Origin of the sequence: Actinoplanes awajinensis subsp. mycoplanecinus (genome assembly GCF_001509495.1) — a bacterium.
GTDB classification, from domain to species: Bacteria; Actinomycetota; Actinomycetes; order Mycobacteriales; family Micromonosporaceae; genus Actinoplanes; species Actinoplanes palleronii.
Window position 1 is genome coordinate 75,495 of sequence record NZ_LLZH01000156.1, and the last position, 13,442, is coordinate 88,936.

Sequence of the window (13,442 nt, forward strand, 5' to 3'; positions counted from 1 at the left end):
GAGCCTGCCGACCGCTGACTTCCGTGGGGGCGGACCGGGATGACCTCACGGGCCAGACGGTTCCGGCCGCCAACGACCCATCAAGATCCAGCGGTATTCGGGCACACCCAGCTGGCGCTGGCGGCCCCTAAGACCCGCGCGAAACGGCCGTGAGAACCAGCCGGGGCCTGGAGGCGCGCTGCGGTCCGGAGCGGGCCGCGACCTCGCGCTGCCACCCACGACCGAGCGGCGCGCCACGGTCCGGAGGGTGGGCGGCCCGGCGCGAGACCAGCACGGGACGTGGCTCGTAGCCTACGGACGGGCGCTCCGTAGTCGTACCGAAAGGAAAAACGCAGGGTCCGTCAGGAAACGACGGACCCTGCGTGGCAGAAAATGATCAGTGAGCGACCGGGACCGGGGTCTCGGCCGGCTTGACCGTGGCGACCGCCTTGCCGCCGCGGAGCGGGACGTGGGTGACGAACAGCGCCACCACGACGCCGAGCACCGCGACCGCGCTGCCCCAGACGAACAGGTTGCTGATGCCGTCGGTGACCGCGCGCTGGAAGACCTCGCGGACCGCTTCCGGCATGGCGCGCAGGGCCGCCGGGGTCATCGACGACGCCGAGATCGTGCCGCCCGCCGCCGACGCGCCCGAGTCCGCCAGGGACGTGGTCAGGTGGTGTGCGTAGATCGCGCCGAGGATCGAGACGCCGAGGGAGCTGCCCATGTTCCGCAGGAACGTGGAGACTCCGGTGCCGGCGCCCATGTCCCGCATCTCCAGGCTGTTCTGCGCGATCAGCGTGCTGGTCTGCATGATGCCGCCCATACCGGCGCCGAGGACCACCATGTAGAGCGCGGTGGCGGTCTTCGAGGTGTGCAGGTCGACCGTGCTGAACAGGAACATCCCGGCGACGACCAGGACACCGCCGATGATCGGGAAGATCCGGTAGCGGCCGGTGCGGCTGATCAGGTTGCCGACCACGATGCTGACCACCATGACCGAGGCCATCATCGGCATCAGCAGCAGGCCGCTGTTGGTGGCCGAGGAGCCCTGGACGAACTGCTGGTACTGCGGGAGGTAGCCGATCGCGCCGAACAGCGCGAAGCCGGACACGAACGCGATGCCACCGGCCAGCACGAAGTTGCGGTTCTTGAACACGCGCAGCGGCATGATCGGTTCCGGCTGGCGGCGCTCGACCACGATGAACGCGCCCAGACCGGCAACGGTCAGCGCGATCAGGCCGAGGATCTGCGGGGAGCCCCAGGCGTATTCGGTGCCGCCCCACGTGGCGACCAGGACCAGCGACGTGATCCAGACGGTGAGCAGGCCGGTGCCCCACCAGTCGATCTTGGCGTGGCCGGTGCCGCGCGGCAGGCGGGCCAGGGTGATCCAACTGACCACCAGGGCGACCAGGCCGAGCGGCAGGTTGACGTAGAACGCCCAGCGCCACGACAGGTGGTCGGTGATGGCGCCGCCGATCAGCGGGCCACCTATCATGGCGACCGGCATGACCGCCATCATGACGCCCTGGTACTTGCTGCGGTCCCGGGGCGGGATCATCTCGCCGATGATCGACAGCACGCCGACGATCAGGCCGCCGGCGCCGAGGCCCTGCACGGCGCGGAAGCCGATCAGCTCGGCCATGTTCTGCGCCATGCCGCACAGCATCGAACCGACCAGGAACAGCGCGACGGCGGCGACGAACGTGATCCGGCGGCCGTACAGGTCACCGAGCTTGCCCCAGATCGGCGTGGCGATCGTGGTGGCCAGGATGTAGCCGGTGGTCACCCAGGACAGGTGCTCGAGCCCGCCGAGGTCACCGACGATGGTCGGCAGCGCCGGAGCAACGATCATGTTGTCCAGCTGGGCGAGCAGCATCGCGATGACCAGGCCGCTCATCGTCACCAGGATCTCCCGGTGCGTGAACCCCAGCCCGGCCTTCTCGGGTGCCCGGGTGTCCGGTTCCGCCATGGATGGTTCCTTCTCTCGTCTCGGTCGTGCGGGGCCGCCGACGGGTGTTCCATCGGCCGGCCACGGGACCAATTTAGCCTGCCGCCCGGCTAGGTATCAGGTGACGAGAGTCACGCCTCGGGAATCAGCACTCCCTCGATCAGCAGACGCCGGGCCAGCACCAGCCGGTCGGCGTCATCGGGTAACGGCAGGTCACCGACCCGGTGCGGAGAGCCGTCAAGCGACATGCGCACCGCGGACTCGCAGCTGGCCGGCAACTCCAGGGTTCGGCCGGCGAGCTGCAGTGTCACCCGTTCCCCGGACCCGGTCATCGTCCAGCGCAGGCCGCCACGCACCACGATCACGTCGTCCGGGGTGAGCGCGCCGGCGAAATCGAGCTGCCTCATCGGGGAGATCGGCTCCGGGCGCTTCAAGACCCAGGACCGCTCGCGGAGACGTTCGGCGATCGCCGCCGGGTCCGCGGTCAGCAGCCAGGACCGCAGGGCGGCAACGGTCGCGGCAAGTTCGGCGCCGACCACATCCAGGTCCGTGACATCCATTCCGTACGGCAGGGAAGCCCGCAACCGGGGTTCCGCCGCGGCCGCGGTCAACAGCTCCTCGACCAGGTCGAAGCGGGTCAGCGCGCGCACACCGACCGTCAGGTGCAGTGATCTGCCGCTCTCGGTCCGCGCCGAGTGCAGCCAGCCGCGCGGCAGGTACAGCGCGTCGCCGGGGTGCAGTTCCACGTCGAGCAGCGGTTCACCCTCCGCGGTGGCGCCCACCTCGTCGGCCCGCCCGCCCCACGGCTGCCGCTCGAGCGGATCGGGCAGCACCGGCGGATGCACCCGCCAGCGTTTGACCCCCTCCACCTGCAGCACGAACACGTCGTGGGTGTCGTAGTGGGTGTCGAACCCCTGACTCGACGGCGGCGACAGGTACGCGTTGACCTGCAACGACTGCCGCAGCTCGGCGCCCAGCCGCCCGGCGAAGTCGATCACCGGCGGCCACAGCCGGTGCAGTCCCTGCAGGACCAGCGTGGCGCCACCGGCGAACAGCCGCAGCACCTTGTCGTCGTGCACCTGGTCGGCGATCTCGGCCCCGGCGCCGCCGCCACCGGTGTACTGCCCGACCGGCAGCACCTTGCCATGCTGCGCCACCCGCAGGAACGGGGTGCGCAGACCGCGGCGGCTCAGCAGCTCGTCGACGGCGGCCGAGGAGATCAGATCGTGGAACCCGTCCGGGCCGCCGAGATCGGCGGCCCGGGACAGCAACGGGAGACGCCCCCAGAAGGTGGCGGCGAACTCGTCGCGGTCGGCGGCGACGGCACGGGCCAGGGTGGAGGTCATCCGTTCCGGCTCAGACAGCCGGTCCGTCGGCGGCACCGTCATGGCCGGCGGCGTTCGCTCCCCCGTCCGCCGGACCCTCGCCGGAGGCGCCACCGTCGGCACCGCCGTCGACCGCGTCGGTGTCGGCACCGCCGTCGGCCGGTCCTTCCTGGCCCGCTCCCCCGTCGGCGCCGCCGTCGTGGCCCAGCGGGTTCGCGCCGCCGTCCGCGGGGCCCTCACCGGCCTGGCCGGCCGGGTCCGAGCTGATGATTTCCTGGTCGCTGAGTCCCATGCTGATCCCCTACTTTTTCGCGCTGCGTATGACCGTCACGGGATACCCGGAAAGATCAGATTTAACCGAGCTCGTCCCACGGGACCTCGCGCCAGGCCCGCCACAACAGCCCGGTCAGGGGCTCGTGGGCGGCCAGGTCCGTACCGTCCACCGCCGCGATCGGCTGGGCCGGGCAGTGTGAGTTGGCCGCCGCCGCGCTCAGCCCCGCCAGGGACGCGGTGGTGAGAACCCGGTGCTCCGCCGGGACGCCGAGCTTGGCCAGGCCGCGCCGCAGCACCTGGATCGTCACGCCGGTCAGCATCGGCGCGTCCGGCCAGATCACCCGCTCGCCGTCGAAGGCCACCAGGTTCCAGACCGAGCCCTCGCGCACGTTCCCGTCACGTCCGGCGAAGAGCACGTCGTCGAAGCCGTCGCGGCGAGCGGCCAGGTAGTGGTGGGTCAGACCGAGCGTGGCGACGTGCTTGAGCTGCGGCAGCTCCCGTTCGTAGGTGATGGTCCGCAGCCGCAGCGGTGCCTGCGCGGCATCCGGGGCCGGCTCGGCGACCGACACCATCACGGTCGCGCCGGGCAGCACGGTGACCCGCACCGACGCGTCCCGCTCCGCACCCAGCGCGTGCCCGATCAGGTCGAGGACACGCTGGTCGGCGGGCGGCGTCTCACCGGGGAACAGCACGGCCGACGCCTCCCGCAACCGGCGCAGGTGGAACTCCAGCCCGGCCACCGCCCGCCCGCGCACCTGCATCGAGGTGAAGTGCCCGAAGTTCCAGGTCGCCGCCCGGTACAGGGCGTCGAGCGAGGCCGGCGCACCGTCGATCTCCACATGAGCCATGCACCGCACCCTAGGCGGCGGGCAGTGGCCTCCATCCGTCGGCGTCGATCAGGTAGGCCGGGTCGGTGCCGGTCAGGGCGAGGATGTCCCGGCCGGTGGACTCCGGGGTCGCGGCCGCGGTCAGCCTTCCGGTGAACTCGTCCCGGGAGATTTTCGAGGCTTTCGCGTACGCCCGGATCGCGGTCTCACCCACCCCGGTGCCGGGAGTGATCCCCGGCAGCACGGTGGTGACCGTGATGCCCAGGTCGCGAGCCTCACCGGCCGCGTAGCCCGCGATCAGCCGGACCGTGGCCTTGGCACCCGCGTACCCGCCGCTGAGCGGGGAACCGCGCAGCTCGGCGGCGCTGCCGAAGACCACCACCCGGGAGCCGGGCGCCAGCGGCAGGGTCAGGGCGGCGCGCAGCCAGGTGAAGGCGATCCGTACGTCGCTGTGCCAGTTCGCCGAGAAGCTCTCCCAGGTGTGCCCGGTCAGCGGCAGCATCTCCGGCGCCGCCCCCGCCGTGATCACCAGCAGGTCGGGGCGGTGTTCGGCGAGCACCTTCGCCGCGAAGAGCTCGTCGGTGGCGTCGCCGGGCACCCCGTCGGCCGGGCTGATCCCGCGGGCCACCACGGTCACCCGGGCGCCCGCCGCCCGGGCCGCGCCGGCCACACCGAGCCCCAGACCGCGGCTGCCGCCGACCACCACTACGGACTTTCCGTTCATCGTTTCCTCCACAGCACTTGTCGGGTCAGCTGTGCAGATCCCGAGTGGCGGCGAGAGTCATCGGGTGGCCGAAGACCGGGAACAGGTCCGGTTGCAGGAAGATGTGGATCCGCCGGATCCCGCCCGGCTCGAGGTCCAGCACGTGCAGGGCATGCGCCTCGCCGCCCGCGTACATGGCGAACGTGGGCTGACCGTTGGCGCCCGGCGTCACCGGGTGCATGGTGAACAGGTCCGGCTCGCGCAGCACGTGCGCGCCGAGGAAGCCCAGCACCGGGGTGCGGCCGGCGAACCAGGTGACGTGCGGCGGCATCTCCAGGGTGACGTCGTCGCGGACCACCGTGGCCAGCGCGGTGACGTCGGCCCTTTCGAACGCTTCGACGTACCGTCGCAATCGCTCTTGATCCTCGAAACCGTCGCGGGAACTCATCAGATCCGGGTCGGGCGCCTGGCGGGCGATCCGCTCGCGGGCCCGCAGCAGGGCACTGTTGACCGCGACCGTCGTGGTGTCCAGCATCGTCGCCACCTGGTCGGCGGGCAGGTCGGCGACGTCGCGCAGGAGCAGGACCGCGCGCTGACGGGCCGGCAGGTGCTGCAGTGCGGCGGTGAACGCCAGCCGGACCCGCTCGCGCGCACCGGCCTGGTCGGCGGGGTCGGCGGGCAGCGGCAGGATCCACCGGGTGTCCGCGGGCGCGGGGCGCGCGGGCCGGTGCCAGTCCGGTTCCGGTGCGCCGAGCCCGGCCGGGAGCGCGCGACGCCCACGCTGCTCGATCAGCCGCAGGCAGACGTTGGTGGCGATCTGGTGCAGCCACGTGCGCACTGACGAGCGCCCCTCGAACCGGTCGAAGGCCCGCCACGCCCGGACGAACGTGTCCTGCACCGCGTCCTCGGCGTCGGCCGCCGACCCCAGCATCCGATAGCAGTGCGCCAGGATCTCCCGCCGCAGCGGCCCGGCCGTCTCGGTGAACCCGGCATCCATCCGAACACCCCCTTCGAGGTACGGACCCGCGCGCCGCCCGGAACTCACCGGGTCACGGCGTGCCGAGTTCCTGCTCCAACCGTCGCATCAGGTGCGAGCGCCAGCCCCGGCCCATCATCTCCAGCGCGGCCCGCTGCAGCGGGTCCGACGGGTCGAAGCCCTCGTGCCGCAGCAACAGCCGGGTGCCGTGCCCCTCGGCCTGCAGCGTCCAGGTGACCGTGCTGTCCAGGGTGCCGCCGCGCCACGCCCAGCGCATCAGCCGTTCCGGGTCCAGGGCGAGCACCTCGCAGCGCACGATGCCGTCGAAACCCGGGCGCGGGCCGGTGCGGAAGGTGAACCGGTGCCCGACCGCCGGGGCGAAATCGGTCGGCATCAGCCAGCGGGAGAGCCGCTCCGGGTCGGTCAGCGCCCGCCACACCTTGGCGGGCGGGTGCCGCAGGAACTGGTCGACCTCGATGGTCACGGGTTCAGTCATCCTCGGCCTCCAGCAGGGCTGCCAGGTCACCGAGGCGGGCTGACCAGAAGCTCTCGTACGGCGCCAGCCAGCCGGCCAGCTCGTGCAGCGGTTCGGCGCGCAGCGAGTACACCCGTTCACGGCCGTCCCGGCGCTCGGTGACCAGGCCGGCGTCCTTGAGCAGGCGCAGGTGCTCGGAGAAGCTGGGCCGGCGCATGTCGAACCGGCCGGCCAGCCGGTTCACCGGGTGCGGGCCGTCCTCACGGAGCAGCCGGAGCACCTCGCGCCGGGTCGGGTTGGCCAGCGCGGTGAAGACGTCGACGTCAGGCACGCGGCGGCCGCCCACTCAGGACGAGGCGGTTGCCGTCCGGGTCGGTGACGACCGCGAACCGGCCCCACGGCGCGTCCTGCACCCCGTCCGGCACCGGCACACCCTTCGCGGCGAGCGCCGCGACCTCGGCGTCGAGGTCGTCGGTGTGCAGGACAAGGCCCTGCAGCGAGCCCGGCGGCATGGTGTCGAACCAGGTGACCAGGGTGATCGAGGTCTGCCCGCCCTTCGGCGCGACCTGGATCCACTGCTGGGCGGGGCCCATCGCGTTCTGCCGGAGCAGCTCGAAGCCCAGAGTGCCGACGTAGAAGTCCCGGGCCCGCTCCTGGTCGCTGACCGGCAGGGAGACCACGTCGAGGTGAGTGATAGCCATGCCGGACACAATAGGTAGGAAAAAACCTACGGGTCAACCCTGCTCCCGCTCGAAGAACTTCTCCGCGCGGTCGGTGGTCCGCTGCCAGCCGTTGATGCCCACCCGGGCGTTCGGGGCGGCCGCACCGACCCGATCGGCGAAGTCGACGAGGCCCGGCCCGGCGAGCACGTTCCACGAGCGGCCGTCGCGGTGTTTCACCGAGACCAGGTTCTGCCGGGTCGGCGCGCCGATCGACGCCAGGTCGGCCAGCGGGATCCGCCACCGGCCGAGCAGTGCCCGCAGGCGCAGCTCGGTATCGGTCAGTTCGAGGCGATAGACCAGCTCACGCAGCGTGTAGAACCACAACAGCGGTACAGCTGTCAGCGGCGCGAGCACACGCTGCCACCATGGCACATCCGGAAACACCACTGCGATCACCGGGACGGCCACGCTCAGCGCGAGCGTGAGCAGGACTATCAGATGAATCCGTCCTCGATAGACAGTCGTCATCATCGTGGGGTTCCCGCCCGGCCCGCCGCTAATCACGGAGGTGGACAGCTTTTGGTAGACCTCTCACGTATGCAACGGATCGTGGTGTTTCTCGCCCTCGCCCTCGTCGCCGTCACCCTCGGCGGCGCAGCACCGGCGCATGCCATCGCGAACGGCGACACCGTGCCCGACGGCACGTACGGCTTCGCGGTCAAGCTGACCGATTACGACATCCCCGTGCTCGGCGGTGGCACCCGGGACAGCTCCTGCTCCGGCGGCCTGATCTCGCCGCACTGGGTGCTCACGGCCGGCCACTGCTTCCGCGACACCCGCGGCAACCGGGTGTCCCGGCCGGTCGCCCGCAAGACCGTCGCCACGGTCGGCCGGGCCTCGCTGAGCGGGTCCGGCGGGCACGACGTCCGCGTGGTTGAGGTACGTCAGCAGGGCACTCTCGACATTGCGCTGGCCCGGATGGACAAGGCGGTCACCGACGTGAAGCCGCTGCGGCTGAGCCGGTCGGCGCCCAAGTCCGGTGCCCGGGTGCGGCTGGCCGGCTTCGGACTGCTGCGAGCGACTGACGCGAAGACACCCAACCGGCTGCGCACCGGCCTGTTCAAGGTCACCTCAGTGTCGAAAACCGAGATCGGGATGACCGGTATTGATCCGGCCGGGAACACCAGCCCGTGCGAGCACGACTCGGGTGGGCCCTATTTCACCGTCGCCAAGGACGGCACCGCCACCGTGGTCGGCGTGGTCAGCCACGGCCCGGACTGCCCGCACACCGGCCCCGACCAGGCCGGCCGGATCGACAAGGTGGCCGCCTGGATCCAGTCGGTGATCCGCGACGACGTGCTCCCGTCCCCGACACCGTCCCGCACCCGGGCCGGCACGTCCCCGCCCGCCGCCGCGGCACCGCCGGACTCGTCGAACAGCCTGGTCGGCTTCGCGATCCCGTGGGCGTATCTGGGCGCCGGCCTCGCCGGAGTCCTGTTCTGCATCGGCCTGCTCCAGTCCGCCCGGGGCTCCCGCCGCCGCGCCAGCGCCCGCCGCAAACCCCCGCACCGCCGCCGCCACTGACCACCGCCGCGTGGCCCGGCTGGTTGTCAGGGGTGCCTCGGGGCCCCTGAGACACCCCTCAGCACCAGCCGACCGCGCGCCGCCGCCGGGTAGCCGGCTGGCTGTCAGGGGTGCCTCGGGGCACTTGAGACACCCCCCAGCACCAGCCGACCGCGCACCGCCGCCGGGTTGCCGGCTGGTGCTGGCGGCTGCCTCACCACCTCCGAGACGACCCTCAGCACCAGCTGCCCCCGCGCTGCGCGAGACCGCGCGCCGGGAACGACTACCGCGGGGGGCGTTCGCCGGAGCCGCGGGCGATCAGGGTCGTCGGGATCACGACGGTGCGCGGCGGGCCGGTGTGGCCGCCGATCCGCTCGTGCGCCAGCCGCGCGGCCTGCCGGCCCAGCTCGGTCATGTCGTGCGCGATCACCGTGGTGCCGACCACGTCGGCCAACTCGAAGTCGTCGAAGCCGACCAGCGCGGGTGGCCGGTCCAGCCCGCGCAGGGCCCGCAGCGCGCCGGTGGTGAGCCGGTTGTTCGTGGTGAACAGGGCGGTCGGCGGGTCGTCGAGGGCGAGCAGGTCGCCGATCGTGCGTTCGGCGGTGGCCGCGTCGTGCACGCCGGTGCGCAGGTACGGCTCCCAGTCCGGGTTGCCGGCCGCCTCCATCGCCGCGGTGAAGCCGTCGATCCGGGCCTGCTGCGAGGTGGTGCGCACCAGGTCGGCGACGAGCGCGATCCGCCGGTGCCCGCCGGCGAGCAGGTGCGCGGCGGCCTGCTGGGTGCCGCCGGCGTTGTCGATCAGCACGCTGTCGGCGGCCAGCCCGGCCGGTGGGCGGTCGAGGAACACGAACGGGACGCCGTGGTCGTCCCGGACCCGCTGGTATTCCCGGCTGTCGCCGCCCGGCACCACGAGCAGGGCGCGCACCCGGCGTTCCAGCAGCGCCTCGACCAGGCTGCGTTCCAGCTGGCCGTCCTCGTCGCTGTTCGCGGTGACCAGCAGCAGGCCGTGCCGGCGCAGCTCGCGTTCGACACCGCTGGCCACCGCCGAGTAGAACGGGTTGGCCAGGTCGCCGCTGATCAGGCCGACCAGCGGCGAGGTGCCGCCGGTGCGCAGGTCGCGGGCCAGGCTGTTGAGGCGGTAGCCGAGCTCGTCGGCGGCCTCGCGGACCCGCTGGCCGGTGGCGCCGGAGACGTACGGCTCGCCGTTGAGCGCGCGGGACGCGGTCTTGAGGCTCACCCCGGCTCGCGCGGCGACCTGGCTGAGGGTGGGCGGCCGGGTGTGCATCCCTGAAGTATGCCGGGTCCACAAGTCACGCTGGTGAATCCGTTGACAGGGCTGTAACTGATAGGGCACTTTACTGACAACGATGTCATCGATGGAGGTCGCTTCATGAAGCTGCTCGGTGTCGCGGCCCTGCTCAGCGGGTTCCTGGTCGCCCTGCCCGCCACTCCGGCAGCCGCGGCGGCGGGTGATTTCAGCTCCGGCTTCGAGACCGGGCAGACCGCGCCGACCTGGAGCAACAGCACCGAGGCGAGTGCCGGGATCGGCGGTTACTGCTGCGCGCTGACCGGGATGGAGAGCGCGGTGCGCACCGAGAGCGCGCACACCGGCACGGCCGCGCTGATGTACTCCGGCAACGACCTGAGCGCGACGACTTCGTACTCGTACCAGAAAGTCTTTGATGTTGATCTTCCGGTGACCACCGGGTCCACGCTGTCCTACTGGGTCTATCCGCAGTCCGGCGGGCACCTGGACGTGGCCGTGGACCTGGCGTTCACCGACGGCACGTTCCTGCGCGACTCCGGCGCCGTCGACCAGCACGGGGTCCGGCTGCACCCGTCGTTCCAGGGCAACGGCAGCGTGCTCGCGTTCAACACCTGGAACAACGTCACGTCGGCGATCGGCGTCTACGCGGCCGGCAAGACCGTCGACCGGATCCTGATCGGCTACGACCAGCCAGCCAACACCGGAACGTTCCGCGGCTACTTCGACGACATCACGATCCAGCAGAACGAGTCCAGCGGGCGGCTCAGCGACTACGTCGAGACCCGGCGCGGCTCCGACTCGACGAGTTCCTACTCGCGCGGCAACACGTTCCCCGGCGCGACGGTGCCGCACGGCTTCAACTTCTGGACCCCGATCACGAACGGTAACAGCGACAACTGGCTCTACGACTGGCCGGACACCACGGTGCAGGGCTTCGGGATCAGCCACGAGCCGAGCCCGTGGATCGCCGACTACGCCCAGTTGCAGGTGATGCCGATGACCGGGGCGGTGAAGTCCACGCCGGACGCGCGCAAGTCCACGTTCAGCCACGCCGACGAGGTGGCCAAGGCGCACTACTACCGCACGAAACTCTCCACCTACGGCATCACCGCCGAGATGGCGCCCACCGACCACGCCGGGGTGATGCGGTTCGCGTTCCCGGCGACCAGCGAGGCGGTGATCCTGTTCGACACCGTGGACAGCGCCACCGGCTCACTGTCCGTCGACACCGCCAACCGGGTGATCTCCGGCGAGATCACCCACCGTAACCAGCGGATGTTCGTCTACGCCACGGTCGACAAGGCGATCACCGCGTCCGGCACGATCACCGGCCAGGGCGCGACCAGCTGGGTGCGCTTCGCCACCGGCGCCGGCGAGCAGGTCAGCCTGCGGATGGCGACGAGTTTCATCAGCGTCGCCCAGGCGCACAGCAATCTCGATCAGGAAGTCGGTACCAAAAACCTCGATAGCGTACGGGAGGAAGCCGCCGCGCTCTGGGACGCCCAGCTGGGCACGGTACGTATCGACGGCGCGTCCACCGACCGCCTGATCACGTTCTACTCGAACCTCTACCGCGCGTTCATGTACCCGAACAACCGTTCCGAGCTGGTCGGCGGCGTGCGCAAACACCAGAGCCCGTACGACAACCAGGTCCACGACGGCCAGATGTACGTCAACAACGGCTTCTGGGACACGTCCCGAGCCGCCTGGCCGCTCTACACCCTGCTCACCCCGACGCGGACCGGGGAGATGCTGGACGGGTTCGTCAACGCATACAAGCAGAGCGGCTGGACACCCCGCTGGTCCGGCCCGCACAACGTCGGCATGATGGTCGGCAGCAACCAGGACCTGGCCTTCGCCGACGCCTACGTCAAGGGTGTGCGCAACTTCGACTACCAGGCCGCGTACGCCTCGATGGTCAAGAACGCGTCGGTCTACTCGGCGAACAACGCCAACGGCCGCAACGGCACCCAGGTGTCGACGTTCAAGGGCTACGTGCCCACCGACGTCGCGGGTGAGTCGGCGGCCTGGACCCTCGAGGACGCCAACGACGACTTCGGCATCGCCCAGCTCGGCGGCGCGCTCGGCTACACCGAGGACGCGGCGTACTTCCGCAACAAGGCCCTCGACTACGCCAACCTCTACTCGCCGTCGGTCGGCTTCTTCCGCGGCAAGCAGTCCAACGGCAGCTGGCGCACCAGCGACGCCGACTTCAAACCCGAGCTCTGGGGCTGTGAGTTCACCGAGGGCGCGCCCTGGCACTACGCCACCCCGGCCCCGCAGGACCCGCAGGGCATGGCCAACCTGTACGGCGGCCGCGCCGCCCTGGCCGCGAAGATCGACTCGGTCTTCGCCGCACCCCGTGACTACCTGCCCGGCTGCTACGGCGGCGTCATCCACGAGATGCGTGAGGCCTACGACGCGAACCTCGGCCAGTACGCGCACTCCAACGAGCCGATCCACCACATGATCTACATGTACAACTACGCCGGCGCCCCGGCGAAGACCCAGGACAAGATCCGCACCGTCCTCACCACCCAGTACGGCCCCGGCCCCGGCGGCGGTTACCTCGGCGACGAGGACAACGGCCAGATGTCCGCCTGGTACGTCTTCTCCGCCCTCGGCTTCTACCCGGCGCGGATGGGCAGCACCGACTACACGATCGGCGCCCCGCTGCACCCGAGCGCCACGATCACCCTGGAGAACGGCCGAACGTTCTCGGTCATCGCACCCGGGGTGAGCGACACGAACCGCTACATCCAGAGCGCGAAGCTCAACGGCGTCACGTACCCGAAGAACTTCCTGACCCACGCGGACCTGACCGCCGGCGGCACCCTGGAGTTCGTGATGGGCCCGAACCCGTCGTCGTGGGGCTCGGCCGCCGCGGACCTGCCGCCGTCGCTGACCACCGGCACCGGCACACCGGCGCAGCTCACCGACCGCGCCACCGGCGGCACGCTGACGGTCACCGGCGAGAACCCGCCCAGCGAGGGCAAGGCCGCCCTGACCGACGACACGTCCCTGACGAAGTGGTTGGTTTCGGCCACCACGGCCACGCTGACGGACCGGCTGGCGGGCAGTCCGGCCGCGGTCAAGCAGTACACGCTGACCTCGGCGAACGACGCTCCGGAGCGGGATCCGCGCAGCTGGACGTTGCAGGGCTCGGCCGACGGGGTGACCTGGACGACCCTGGACACCCGCAGCAACCTGGACTTCGCGGATCGGCGGCAGACGCGGGCCTTCGTGGTGCCGGGCAGCCCGGGCGCCTACCAGCACTACCGCCTCCAGATCACCGCCAACCACGGCGCCCCGCTGACCCAGCTCGCCGAGTGGCAACTCCTGTCCTGACCAGCATCGGTCAGTGCCCGGCCGGCGGTCCCGTCCGGCCGGGCACTGACCGCCGGGTTCGCCCGGTTGGTTGCGGACCCCCGGTCGGTTGCC

Annotated in this window: 13 protein-coding genes; 2 read left to right on the top strand and 11 right to left on the bottom strand. The window is 71.2% G+C overall.

Annotated features, from left to right (window positions below; translation table 11 throughout):
* Positions 1–376: 376 nt before the first annotated feature.
* The 10 genes from ADL15_RS18560 to ADL15_RS18605 all read right to left on the bottom strand — a co-directional run bounded on the left by ADL15_RS18560 (position 377) and on the right by ADL15_RS18605 (position 7,702).
* On the bottom strand, positions 377–1,951 hold the full coding sequence (locus ADL15_RS18560) for an MDR family MFS transporter (protein WP_067692340.1): 1,575 nt from the start codon (positions 1,949–1,951) through the stop codon (positions 377–379).
* Positions 1,952–2,061: 110 nt separating this feature from the next.
* On the bottom strand, positions 2,062–3,318 hold the full coding sequence (locus ADL15_RS18565; protein WP_067692343.1) for a cupin domain-containing protein: 1,257 nt from the start codon (positions 3,316–3,318) through the stop codon (positions 2,062–2,064).
* On the bottom strand, positions 3,287–3,547 hold the full coding sequence (locus ADL15_RS18570) for a BatC protein (protein WP_067692346.1): 261 nt from the start codon (positions 3,545–3,547) through the stop codon (positions 3,287–3,289). The genes ADL15_RS18565 and ADL15_RS18570 overlap by 32 nt, the downstream gene beginning before the upstream one ends.
* A gap of 61 nt (positions 3,548–3,608) precedes the next feature.
* Positions 3,609–4,376 (bottom strand): aminotransferase class IV, encoded by a 768-nt coding sequence (locus tag ADL15_RS18575; protein ID WP_067692349.1) that lies wholly within the window; start codon positions 4,374–4,376, stop codon positions 3,609–3,611.
* A gap of 10 nt (positions 4,377–4,386) precedes the next feature.
* A complete protein-coding gene (locus ADL15_RS18580) occupies positions 4,387–5,079 on the bottom strand; it encodes an SDR family NAD(P)-dependent oxidoreductase (protein WP_067692352.1) in 693 nt (230 codons plus the stop codon).
* A gap of 25 nt (positions 5,080–5,104) precedes the next feature.
* A complete protein-coding gene (locus tag ADL15_RS18585; protein WP_067692355.1) occupies positions 5,105–6,055 on the bottom strand; it encodes an RNA polymerase subunit sigma-70 in 951 nt (316 codons plus the stop codon).
* A 52-nt stretch (positions 6,056–6,107) separates the two neighbouring features.
* On the bottom strand, positions 6,108–6,530 hold the full coding sequence (locus tag ADL15_RS18590; RefSeq protein ID WP_067692358.1) for an SRPBCC family protein: 423 nt from the start codon (positions 6,528–6,530) through the stop codon (positions 6,108–6,110).
* The gene (locus ADL15_RS18595; RefSeq protein ID WP_067692465.1) at positions 6,523–6,840 is read right to left on the bottom strand and encodes an ArsR/SmtB family transcription factor; all 318 of its coding nucleotides are present in this window, start codon (positions 6,838–6,840) and stop codon (positions 6,523–6,525) included. Before ADL15_RS18595 ends, ADL15_RS18590 begins: the two co-directional genes overlap by 8 nt.
* Entirely contained in the window at positions 6,833–7,210 is a 378-nt protein-coding gene (locus ADL15_RS18600) for a VOC family protein (RefSeq protein WP_067692361.1), read from the bottom strand. The genes ADL15_RS18595 and ADL15_RS18600 overlap by 8 nt, the downstream gene beginning before the upstream one ends.
* A 33-nt stretch (positions 7,211–7,243) precedes the next feature.
* Positions 7,244–7,702, bottom strand: coding sequence for a hypothetical protein (locus ADL15_RS18605; protein WP_157441455.1), 459 nt, complete (start codon positions 7,700–7,702; stop codon positions 7,244–7,246).
* Between the two features lie 66 nt (positions 7,703–7,768).
* Here ADL15_RS18605 and ADL15_RS18610 point away from each other — a divergent pair, with 66 nt between their 5' ends.
* The gene (locus ADL15_RS18610; protein WP_067692367.1) at positions 7,769–8,755 is read left to right on the top strand and encodes a S1 family peptidase; all 987 of its coding nucleotides are present in this window, start codon (positions 7,769–7,771) and stop codon (positions 8,753–8,755) included.
* Between the two features lie 262 nt (positions 8,756–9,017).
* Here ADL15_RS18610 and ADL15_RS18615 read toward each other — a convergent pair whose 3' ends face one another.
* On the bottom strand, positions 9,018–10,019 hold the full coding sequence (locus tag ADL15_RS18615) for a LacI family DNA-binding transcriptional regulator (protein WP_067692370.1): 1,002 nt from the start codon (positions 10,017–10,019) through the stop codon (positions 9,018–9,020).
* A gap of 105 nt (positions 10,020–10,124) precedes the next feature.
* On the opposite strand from ADL15_RS18615, the gene ADL15_RS18620 reads away from it, so the two are divergent.
* Complete coding sequence (locus tag ADL15_RS18620) at positions 10,125–13,349, top strand: GH92 family glycosyl hydrolase (RefSeq protein WP_067692373.1); 3,225 nt, start codon at positions 10,125–10,127, stop codon at positions 13,347–13,349.
* Positions 13,350–13,442: the final 93 nt, after the last annotated feature.

What these genes read in the sequence shown, in the direction of transcription:
- ADL15_RS18610 (WP_067692367.1), top strand. Translation starts at nt 7,769, where the DNA reads ATGCAACGGATCGTGGTGTTTCTCGCCCTCGCCCTCGTCGCCGTCACC.
- ADL15_RS18575 (WP_067692349.1), bottom strand. Translation starts at nt 4,376, where the DNA reads ATGGCTCATGTGGAGATCGACGGTGCGCCGGCCTCGCTCGACGCCCTG.
- ADL15_RS18580 (WP_067692352.1), bottom strand. Translation starts at nt 5,079, where the DNA reads ATGAACGGAAAGTCCGTAGTGGTGGTCGGCGGCAGCCGCGGTCTGGGG.
- ADL15_RS18590 (WP_067692358.1), bottom strand. Translation starts at nt 6,530, where the DNA reads ATGACTGAACCCGTGACCATCGAGGTCGACCAGTTCCTGCGGCACCCG.
- ADL15_RS18565 (WP_067692343.1), bottom strand. Translation starts at nt 3,318, where the DNA reads ATGACGGTGCCGCCGACGGACCGGCTGTCTGAGCCGGAACGGATGACC.
- ADL15_RS18620 (WP_067692373.1), top strand. Translation starts at nt 10,125, where the DNA reads ATGAAGCTGCTCGGTGTCGCGGCCCTGCTCAGCGGGTTCCTGGTCGCC.
- ADL15_RS18605 (WP_157441455.1), bottom strand. Translation starts at nt 7,702, where the DNA reads ATGATGACGACTGTCTATCGAGGACGGATTCATCTGATAGTCCTGCTC.
- ADL15_RS18615 (WP_067692370.1), bottom strand. Translation starts at nt 10,019, where the DNA reads ATGCACACCCGGCCGCCCACCCTCAGCCAGGTCGCCGCGCGAGCCGGG.
- ADL15_RS18585 (WP_067692355.1), bottom strand. Translation starts at nt 6,055, where the DNA reads ATGGATGCCGGGTTCACCGAGACGGCCGGGCCGCTGCGGCGGGAGATC.
- ADL15_RS18600 (WP_067692361.1), bottom strand. Translation starts at nt 7,210, where the DNA reads ATGGCTATCACTCACCTCGACGTGGTCTCCCTGCCGGTCAGCGACCAG.
- ADL15_RS18570 (WP_067692346.1), bottom strand. Translation starts at nt 3,547, where the DNA reads ATGGGACTCAGCGACCAGGAAATCATCAGCTCGGACCCGGCCGGCCAG.
- ADL15_RS18560 (WP_067692340.1), bottom strand. Translation starts at nt 1,951, where the DNA reads ATGGCGGAACCGGACACCCGGGCACCCGAGAAGGCCGGGCTGGGGTTC.